We start from the raw sequence: 10,297 nt of genomic DNA, 5'->3' as shown, positions 1-10,297 counted from the left end.
TAAAAAGAGATGATAGCAGTAAATGCCCGGCCGGTAAATAAGAAATGCCGGCATGAGCACCGGCATTTCCACTGAAACGATCGTTGCGGATCAGCCGGCCTTCGCGGCTTGAGCCTTACCGCTCAAAACCTCGAGCGCCTTCTTAAGCTGAATATCCTCATCCGAAGCAGCGGCCTTTGGTGTTGGGGTCGGCGTTGGCGTCGCATTCGGATCGGTCGGGTTCTCAACCAAGGTTGAAGGGTCGAGCGGCTCCGGAATATCCGTACGTTTGACCTCGATCGACGGCTTAATACCCATTGAATCCTTATTCTCGCCCAAGAACGGCTTACCGTCGCCGGACGCCCATCGTGCAACGGTAAGCAGCAGGCCGTCGCCGCTCTTCAGCGTGAACAATTGCTGTTCGGTCCCCGCGCCGAACGTCCTCTCGCCAATAACCTCTCCGCGTTTCTTTTCATTGAAGGCTGCCGCGACCGCTTCGGCCGCACCCGCGGTGCTCAAATTGACAAGCACGGCCGCTTCGCCGTCGAATATCGTTTTTGCAGGGTCAGCACTGTAGGACTTCAGCACCTTACCTTCCTGTCCTTGGATCGTCGCCAATACACCATCCTTTATAAACAGATTGGCAACGGCGGCGCCTTCGTCGAGCTTTCCGCCGGCAACGCCTCGAAGGTCAAGGATGATCTTTTCGACGCCCTGTTTCTTGAGCGATTCAATATTGCTGCGAATATCTGCCGATTCACCTTCTTCAAGGCTGAAAACCTTAACAACTCCGATCTTACCGGCTTCGATGCGGCTTTCGGCCTTCGGAATAGTATAGGAGCCGCGCGTTACCTTGATCGTCTGCGGCTTCTCAGTAGAACGCAGAACACGGAGCGCGACCTGTGTGTCGGGTTTGCCCAGGACGATCTGTACAGCATCATAAAGTGAAACATCTCGTGATGCCTTGCCGTCAATATACTCGATAACATCGCCCGCCTTTATTCCGGCTTTGTCTGCAGGCCCGCCCTTAACCACCGATACCACATACAAAAAGCCCGAAACCTGTGAAAACTCAGCTCCGATGCCAACTTTCCCTTCGCTCGGCCCGGCTCTGTATTCCTTTACTTGCTCAGGCGTTAGATATGATGAATACGGATCAAGGCCTGCGGGTAGCCCTCGCAATGCTCCAAGCCGTACCTTCGACATATCGGGATCGTCAACGTAATCATTCTGGATATGCTGAAGAACTGCATCGAGAAGCCGGAGTTGCGATTGCTTATCATTGCCTGCCTGCTGTGCATTTGCGTTCAGCAGCGAACCGACGAGCGGCAATCCGCCCACGACGGCGTAAAGAGCAATAGCTCCGGAGATCAAAAGAACGGACAGTTTGCCGCGAAATGACATATAATACCCCAACAGGTCTTACTGCAAAGTAATTATCATTGATACCTTGACTTCGTGCAACAAAAGGAAATAACTAATTCCCCCGAAATTACAAAAGCGGCGGTCGATCTGCCGGGCAGGATAATTGCGCTCGATCCCGGCACAAAACGGATCGGCATTGCTATATGTGACGAATCCCGCATCACGATCCGGCCATTGCCCTATTTCGCCCGGTCGAGTTGGAAAAAACTCCTTTCACACGTCACAAGGCTTATCGGTGACTTTGATGCGAAGATGTTGGTCATCGGTTTGCCGCTTGCTTCGGATGGAGCGGAACAGGATATGTCCGTTGAGGCACGCGATATGGCCCGTAAATTCAGCCTTTCGCTCACAATTCCAGTAATACTTCAGGACGAGCGTGTAACGTCATACGAGGCGAAGCGCCGCTTGTGGGAGCGCGGGCTAAGTCTCAAAGAGGCCAAGGAATTCGTTGACAGTGAAGCCGCCTGCGTGATCCTGGAAGATCTTTTGGCGTCGTCATCGTCCGCAGCCGCAAGGAAATAGGAACACAATATGCTTAACGCGGATGCAGCACGACCGTTGCTTTTGCCGCAGCCGATATAGCCGCGTCGCTGAACGGGAATGCGGCGGACGTCCCAAGCCGCCACAGATCGAACTGATCTTTATAATGGGGTGAAGACGGCAAACCGCTTTCGCCGAGCGGGATCAAATGCCGCGTCACATCCCAGTTACCGGGCGAAGCGATCAGCCGCATTGATACGCTCGAACCGACATTCGGCGATTGTCCGCTTCCTGCGATACCGACCGACGGCGTTGCGAATTGTTTTCCGATCAAGGGCAGGCCGGCCAGCGGATGCGGAAAATTCGAAACGAAGACGCTGCCCCACGTCCGATCTGCACCGATCTTCTTGCTCTGCTCATCGTCGCAGCCCTTGATCAGATCGTTGAATGAGTTCACATTCGGCGGCAGCCAATAATTCAATTCGTTCTGCAATGCGGGAAGAAGCACCCGCTCGCGGATCATTGATGCCGGGGCGGGCTTGAATGCGTCCGCCATCTTGCCCGCAACGCAGTTCCGAATGCTGTCGATCAGTAACGCGGTATGACTCTGCGGCTCCATCTCGCCGTCCCATTTTTTTAGCTCCGCAAGCGTCGATGGCGAAACCGCCCCGCGTTTCTGTACCTCTTCGGAGAATTTCACGAGCGGAATATTATACGCACTCAACTGAACGTCACGAACGTCGTCCATATCAAGAGCTTTCTTTGCGGAGAGCATATCCAATATCCGCCTTGCCCTCCAGGGTGCCGCCGCTCCGCGTGAGATCTGTTGGTATTTGTACGACGTTCCGACGATCCGTTGATTCGCAGTAACTATCAGCCCGCTTGGCGGGTCGAACAAATGCGGTAACTCGCCAAACGGGATATTGCCGATCCAGTCGCCGTCCCTTGTTGAGCCGTCATAGGGCAGCGATCCGTCGCCTTTGCGTCTGATCGGGATGCGTCCGGCCGCATACCAACCGATGTGGCCTTTAACGTCGGCATAAACGAAGTTCTGGGCAGGGCCGCCGTATGTTTTCACCGCGTCTTTGAAGCTTTTCCAGTCCTTCGCCCGATCGAGTTGAAAGAACGCTTCAAACTCGGCATTATTGGGGTCAAACGCGGTCCATTTCAGAGAATACTTTTCGTCGCCTTCATCCGTAATGATCACGCCGTTGTGCGTTTCGACAACATCCAAGACAACCGTTTCAGTAGCGGTGGATGAAAATCCTTTCCGCACAAGGATATTCTCCCTTCGTGCGTTGGGAGCCTTCCAACCGTCCGGTGTCTTTACCTCGCCTTTTTCGTTAAAGGTCTCAAGGTAAACATCCTGCACATCAGGCCCGACATTAGTTGCACCCCAGGCGATCGCGTCGTTGTGTCCGAGAATGATGCCGGGTACGCCCGGGATCGTTACCCCTGCGACGTGTACCGCCGGCGACGCCAATTCGCTCAGGTACCAGATCCCCGGAGCAGAAGCCGCCAGATGAGGATCGTTCGCCAAGATTGGCTTGCCGTCCACGCTGCGTTTGCCCGAGATCACCCAGTTATTGCTGGCTGCGAGTTCATCAGCAAAAAGACCGACCTGAGTGAGGGCAGCCTCCCGGATCTCTGCATCCGCAACTACTGATCGTAAAAGGCCGCCCGACACGCTGACGCCGGATCGAGTTGGCCTTCGGTCGATCTTCACGTCTTTACCATAAAGGACGACATCATAGGGCGTTACATTTACTTTCAGATCAGCGACCTTATTTGCCGGCAGCGTTTTACGAATATTCGCTTCGAGCAGATCATAGCTCCAAGTTGTGCTTAATGCATCAGCAAGGATCTTGCCGACGACTATCGTGTCTGTCGCTTCCCACGGGCGGGGCCTATAGCCGAGTATCTGAAATTCAGGCGGGAGAGTTTTTGCATCGAGGGTCGAAACGTACGCATTGACTCCGGCCGCATACGCGTTGAGGGCCTCGCGAAGCTGCGGGCTGAGCGTTGAGAGGCTTTTTTCCGCGATCAATGCGAAGCCAAAGCGTCGGAAGCGCTTATCCTGAGCAAGCGCCCGCTCTCCAAAGATCTCAGCCGTTTCGCCTCGCGCTACACGCCGCAAAAGGTCCATTTGCCACAGCCTGTCGCCGGCCGTAATGTAGCCCTGTGCAAAATACAGATCCTTCTCGTTAGCTGCCTTTATGTATGGAATTCCGCGGCCATCGCGTTGAACGGTTACAGGCCGGGATAGGCCCGCAACAACGAGCTGCGAGTTCTCCGGCTGTGAATGAACCAATGCCGTTAAGCCGGTCAAAAGGATCGCGGCAAAAAATACTTTTTTCATAAGGCCAAATACTCTGCGAAAGCAGGCTAAGTTTGCAATCCCGCCGCTCCGAAACTAAACTCTCAAATGAGTGTGCACCCTTAGCTCAGTTGAATAGAGCGTCTGACTTCGGATCAGAAGGTCGCAGGTTTGAGTCCTGCAGGGTGTACCATCGCTCCGATCGATACTAAATATCCGGAACCCAAAACACACGTCCCGAATGCTCGACCTTTTTTAGGCCAAGCGACGGCAGATCACTCTCCGGCACACCAAGATACGTGAAATGCGGCAGATCGGACGTAACGGTCTGGAACCAGCCATGCTGTGCCAGGACAGCACGGACCGCTGCATTATCAAACTCCTTCACATCAAGAGCAAGCATCGAGAGATGCTGTGACGTGCCCGGCGGAGCGACCGAGTAGATGATCGACTTGTCGAGCGATTTTGCGAAATAGGTACCGTTCTCTTCAAGCCGCAATATTTCCGGTACTTGCTCGAATGGCGAAAGCTTCCTGATACGCGCGGCATCAGCTGCGGAAATACGGCCTTTGCCAACCCAGTATGTCAGGCCGGGATTCACGCGGCTTGCCCATAGTGTTACCGTCTGCTGGTAGCTCCGCCGAGCAGAATCGGCTCCGCGCGGCGAAATTGAGAGGCCTGACCGCCGTGCTTCTCCGATCGCAGCATTAAGTGCATCAAGCGCCGCCGTTTGCAGATCGACGGTAAAGCCGCCCACTGACGCGGTCGCGTGCTTGACGCTGTTCTGAAATGCGTTCACGTCCGCGGCATCGGCGAATACGACCTTGGTCGGCGGCGTAGCTCCGCCGCGAGCAACAAAGACCGCCCCATACTCGCGCAGGAGTAACTGTCCGGCATCGTCGCCGGGCCGGACCATTCCTGACGGAAGGTTCTTGATGAAATCTCCTGAAGAAGCCATTGTCGGGGTCGGTGAAGGCGCCGCCTTTCCTTTCGGCGGCGTTGCGCTCGCGGCAGCAGGCTTCCCTATCGGTTCAGTATCCAAATGCCTCGCGTTTGTCGATCCCATCGACCAGCATGAACAAGCGACAAGCCCGGTCATGGATAGAATTGCCAACTTAAGTTTCATAAGACTATTTTCCTGGCCCGGCAAGGAATTCGCCGACAATATCCCCTGCGGCCGTTATATGCGGCTTCATGAATACATCCGTTTCGATGAACGGAACACGCGAACGGATCGCTCTGTAGATCTCTTCCGTTCCGCTGCCCAGCCGCTTGGCACTCGGATCCTTCCTCTTTCGAAGATCAACGGCCTGCGCGGCACACAGTAATTCAAGGGCCAAGATCGAACGCACATTCTCGACGATCTGCCGCAGTTTTAACCCGGCGGTCGCGCCCATTGAAACATGATCTTCGACATTCGCCGAACTCGGTATCGTATCGACACTTGCGGGATGTGCAAGAACCTTATTCTCCGTGCAAAGCGCGGCCGCCGTGTACTGAACGATCATAAAGCCCGAATTGAGGCCGCCAGATTCGGTGAGAAATGCAGGAAGCACACCGGCGTTCGATGCTTCATCCGTCAGTCGCATTATCCGGCGTTCCGAGATATTGCCCAACTCGGACAACGCGATCGCCAAATAGTCAAAGGCCAATGCCAGAGGCTCGCCATGAAAGTTCCCGCCGCTCACAACCTCGATATTTCCGGCGTCATCGATAAAGATCAGCGGATTATCGGTTACCGAATTCAGTTCGATCCCAAGCAGCCATTCGGCATACAGCACAGCATCGGTGCACGCACCGTGTACCTGCGGAATGCAGCGGAGTGTGTACGCATCCTGTACATTTGTGGGGTCAAAACCGCGTATGAATTCACTGCCTTCAAGTATTTCCCTGAGCCGCTCGGCGCACTCGACCTGCCTCGGATGCGGCCGCAGTTTGTGGATCCGCTCGTCGAATGCCGAAACGGTACCGTTCAGAGCCTCAAGTGAGAGACAGCCGCTGATGTCGGCAAGTTGCGCGATCTTTCGTGCACGAGCAACTTCCAAAATGCCGATCGCCGTCATCACCGTCGTGCCGTTCGTCAGAGCAAGCCCTTCCTTGGCTTTCAACACGATGGGCTGAAGCCCCGCTTTGCTGAGAGCTTCCGCACCTGACAGGATCTCGCCGTTCAACTCCGCCTCGCCTTCGCCTATCAAAACGCAGGCAAAATGTGCCAATGGGGCAAGATCGCCGCTTGCTCCGAGGCTTCCTTTTTCAGGGATCACAGGATGAATGCCGCGGTTCAAGAGTTCGAGAATAAGTTCAAGTGTCTCAGCCCTGATCCCCGAATGGCCGCGAGCAAGCGTATTGGCCCGTATCAGCATTACCGCACGCACGGTAGCCGTATCCAGGGCTTTTCCTACGCCGACCGCGTGGCTAAGTACGATATTTCGTTGGAGCTGTTCGACCTCTTCACGGCTGATCATCTTGTCTTTGAATGCACCGAATCCTGTTGTGATCCCATACGCGATCTCGCCACGATCAAGGAGAGTCTGCACAGCATCGGCAGCACGTTTGACGCTTTTACGAGCGTCATCCGACAGGACAACATACGGCTTTCGCGGTTTGCCGTAGGCGACCGCGAGCACTTGTTCAAAAGACAACTCCGAACCGTTGAGAACAACTGTTTCCATTGGAGATAATGATAGCAGAACTGCGGCCTAGATATTGCCCCTAACCGCCGACCCATTCTTTATGACCGCCATCGGCCGCATGTTGCCGAATTCATAAACTATCTGCCGCAGGTCAGTCTGATCCCATATAAGAAGATCCGCCGCCTTGCCGACTTCGATCGAACCATGCGTCTCGCCCAAACCTATGGCATGGGCAGCATTGATCGTTGCTGCATTCAGCAGCTCGGCCGGGAGCAGCTTCTGATATCGTGCGGCGATAGCCATCGCCATCGGCATAGATGGGCACGGTGCAGAGCCCGGATTATTATCGGTTGAAACAGCAACCGCACAGCCGGCGTCAATAAGCTTTCTCGCCGGTGCAAAGCTCATTTTTCCGCCGCTGAAATTCTCGGTCGGTATTACGATGCCAATCGTGTCGCTTACCGCCAAGCGCGCGATCTCGTCGTCTGATATCGCATCGAGGTGGTCGATCGAAGCAGCATCAAGATCTATCGCCATTTGCGAGCCGCCAAGATTCGTGAACTGATCGACGTGGGCCTTTATACCAAAGCCGATCGCCTTTGCGGCCTCTAAAATGCTGCGCGACCGATCAAGATCGAACGCACTCTTTTCGGTAAAAACATCGCAGAAAAATGGCCTATCCACCTGTACAAAGTGCGAATTTTCGTACCATTGCCACGCTTTCGGAAGCATTTCCCCGCAGATCAAGTCAACATAGCCGTCCGCATCGTTGCGAAACTCCGGCGGCAGCGTGTGTGCCGGAAGAAAGGTCGGAACAATGTCGATCGGATGAGCTTTGTCCAGCGCTTCGATAACGCGAAGCATTTTCAGCTCATTTACCGTATCCAGGCCGTATCCGGTTTTGATCTCACAGGTCGTCGTCCCGCATTCGAGCATCTTCTCAAGCCGGCTTAAGGCCCCCGCGATAAGCTCATCAACGGACGCGCCGCGCGTATTCTCGACCGTTGAAATGATGCCGCCGCCCGCCTCTAATATCTCAAGATATTCGGCACCGCGTATCTTCAGCTCGAATTCCGCGAGCCGATCGCCCGCGAATACGATATGTGTATGCGGATCGACAAAGCCCGGAGTAACGACGCGGCCGCCGGCATTTACGGCCTTCTCGACGGAGTACTTAGGAGCTATCTCATCAGAGTTTCCTGCCGCCACGATCTTGCCGTCAGCTATCGCAACGGCTCCGTCTTCGATCACCGCCGCATCGGCCATCAACGAGCCGTGCTTGGCAACGCGGCTGCCGCCCGCCGTTACTAGCTGCCCTATGTTAATTATCAGAAGATCCGCCTTTTGCATTCTTTACGCTTCCTTATCCCATTAACTCTTGATTTGGCCGAATGGATCTCAGCGACCGGCTCGGCAAGGACATTATGAGTATTTTCAAATTTCTATATGCCATTAGCAAAGAGGCTTTGCATCATTTTATTAGATCGGTATTTCCGCTTATCATAACTTTTGAAAGTTATGAAACGAATCATCCACGCCCCTACGGGAAGCGAATTGACCTGCAAGAATTGGCTGATCGAGGCCGCATATAGAATGATCCAGAATAATTTGGATCCGGATGTAGCGTTCGATCCGGACAATTTGATCGTTTATGGCGGACGCGGAAAAGCTGCCCGGAATTGGGCTTGTTACGACGCGATATTAAGTTCGTTGAAAGAACTGAATGCGGACGAAACGCTGCTCGTGCAATCGGGTAAGCCGGTCGGCGTATTCAAAAGCCATGAGGACGCGCCGCGAGTGCTGATCGCGAATTCGAACATCGTGCCGCATTGGGCGACGCAGGAGCAGTTCGACAAATACGAACGCGAAGGCCTGATGATGTACGGCCAAATGACCGCAGGTTCGTGGATATACATCGGAACGCAGGGCATCTTACAGGGCACGTATGAGACGTTCGGCTCACTCGCGCGACAGCACGGATGGGGCGACCTTTCGGGAAAACTCGTATTGACCGCCGGCCTCGGCGAAATGGGAGGTGCACAGGCTCAGGCGATCACATTTAACGGCGGTGTCGGCATTCTGGTCGAGGTCGATCCATGGCGTATCGAACGACGATTGCAGCTAAAGCAAGTAGATATCGCGGCCAAGGACATCGACGACGCCATCGCAATAGCCAATGAAGCTGTCGCTGCGAAGAAGCCGCTTTCTATCGCACTGCCGGGCAACGCCGCTGAGATCCATTGGCAGCTGCTCGAACGCGGCATCATGCCCGACGTCGTAACCGATCAGACAAGTGCACACGACGTCCTCATGGGCTATATTCCTGTCGGATATTCCGTCGAGCAAGCGGCGGAGTTTCGCAAAAACGATCAGACGGCATACGAAAAGTCGGCGATGGATTCGATGGCAAAGCATGTCGAGGCGATGCTCGAATTTCAGAAACGCGGCTCGGTCGTTTTTGACTACGGCAACAATTTGCGGCAGCGTGCGTTCGATAACGGCGTGGCAAATGCCTTCGATTATCCGGGCTTCGTTCCCGCGTATATTCGTCCGCTCTTCTGCGAAGGCAAAGGGCCGTTTCGTTGGGTCGCTCTTTCAGGCGAAAAAGAAGATATCTACAAAACCGACGAAGCTATCATGAACCTCTTCCCCGACGACGATCATCTTACAAAATGGCTGACGATGGCTCAGGAGAAGGTCGAGTTTCAGGGCCTGCCCGCTCGCATTTGCTGGCTCGGTTACGGTGCGCGCGCAAAAGCCGGGCTGAAATTCAACGAGATGGTCGCAAGCGGCGAGCTGAAAGCCCCGATCGTCATCGGCCGCGATCACCTCGACTGCGGCAGCGTCGCTTCGCCAAACCGTGAGACGGAATCAATGAAAGACGGCAGCGACGCCATCGCCGATTGGGTCTATCTCAACGCCATGATAAACGTCGCCGGCGGAGCAACATGGGTCTCGCTCCACCACGGCGGGGGCGTCGGCATCGGCTATTCCCTCCACGCCGGCCAGGTCATAGTCGCCGACGGAACCCCTGAAGCCGCCGCCCGCATCCAACGCGTCTTAACCACCGACCCCGGCATGGGCGTCATCCGCCACGCCGACGCCGGTTACGAAGAAGCGATCGAATTTGCAGAAAGGAACAGTGTGAAGATTCCAATGAGCAGGTGAGGCGTGACTATCGCAAATTGGTCTGCCGACGCTCGACAAAATATTGAAATGGCCGACTCCTTCACACGCTAAGGATGAGCAGAGAGGCAATATCGATTTCGTAAAGCGGCGTAGGAATCTTTTAAGTAAGTATGAAACAGACAACTGCATGTGAATCTATGACACTGAATGGCGTCATTCTCGACACCTACGAATATGACTGCTGTCTAAAAATGGAGCGACCTAAGATAAAAAGAAAACGATTAATCCGGGGAGCAACTCAAAATTTTCGCAGGTTTTGCGTCGAATGAAGAAT

The 10,297-nt window shown here is 54.5% G+C and carries 7 protein-coding genes and 1 tRNA gene; 3 read left to right on the top strand and 5 right to left on the bottom strand.

Annotated elements, in window-relative coordinates:
- Positions 1–90: 90 nt before the first annotated feature.
- Positions 91–1,383, bottom strand: coding sequence for a PDZ domain-containing protein (locus tag HS105_07250; GenBank protein MBE7516386.1), 1,293 nt, complete (start codon positions 1,381–1,383; stop codon positions 91–93).
- Between the two features lie 54 nt (positions 1,384–1,437).
- Here HS105_07250 and ruvX point away from each other — a divergent pair, with 54 nt between their 5' ends.
- Positions 1,438–1,926: a Holliday junction resolvase RuvX gene (gene ruvX / locus HS105_07245; protein ID MBE7516385.1), complete on the top strand. Its 489-nt coding sequence runs from the start codon at positions 1,438–1,440 to the stop codon at positions 1,924–1,926.
- Between the two features lie 13 nt (positions 1,927–1,939).
- On the opposite strand, the gene HS105_07240 is transcribed toward ruvX, so the two are convergent.
- Entirely contained in the window at positions 1,940–4,243 is a 2,304-nt protein-coding gene (locus tag HS105_07240; protein ID MBE7516384.1) for a penicillin acylase family protein, read from the bottom strand.
- A gap of 74 nt (positions 4,244–4,317) precedes the next feature.
- On the opposite strand from HS105_07240, the gene HS105_07235 reads away from it, so the two are divergent.
- Positions 4,318–4,394: transfer RNA gene (locus HS105_07235), tRNA-Arg, on the top strand.
- A gap of 15 nt (positions 4,395–4,409) precedes the next feature.
- Here the strand turns inward: HS105_07235 and HS105_07230 are convergent.
- The 3 genes from HS105_07230 to HS105_07220 are packed head-to-tail and all read right to left on the bottom strand — an operon-like array spanning position 4,410 to position 8,184.
- Positions 4,410–5,327: a hypothetical protein gene (locus HS105_07230; GenBank protein ID MBE7516383.1), complete on the bottom strand. Its 918-nt coding sequence runs from the start codon at positions 5,325–5,327 to the stop codon at positions 4,410–4,412.
- A gap of 4 nt (positions 5,328–5,331) precedes the next feature.
- Positions 5,332–6,873: a histidine ammonia-lyase gene (hutH, locus tag HS105_07225; protein ID MBE7516382.1), complete on the bottom strand. Its 1,542-nt coding sequence runs from the start codon at positions 6,871–6,873 to the stop codon at positions 5,332–5,334.
- A 27-nt stretch (positions 6,874–6,900) separates the two neighbouring features.
- Positions 6,901–8,184 carry an imidazolonepropionase gene (locus tag HS105_07220; protein MBE7516381.1) on the bottom strand — a complete coding sequence of 428 codons (1,284 nt, stop codon included), beginning with the start codon at positions 8,182–8,184 and terminating at the stop codon, positions 6,901–6,903.
- 159 nt (positions 8,185–8,343) lie between these two features.
- Between HS105_07220 and hutU the strand changes: the two genes are divergently transcribed.
- A complete protein-coding gene (gene hutU / locus HS105_07215) occupies positions 8,344–10,002 on the top strand; it encodes a urocanate hydratase (protein MBE7516380.1) in 1,659 nt (552 codons plus the stop codon).
- The last annotated feature ends 295 nt before the right edge of the window (positions 10,003–10,297 follow it).

This window comes from Chloracidobacterium sp., assembly GCA_015075585.1.
GTDB lineage: Bacteria > Acidobacteriota > Blastocatellia > Pyrinomonadales > Pyrinomonadaceae > OLB17.
This window is presented reverse-complemented; position numbering and strand designations above follow the sequence as displayed.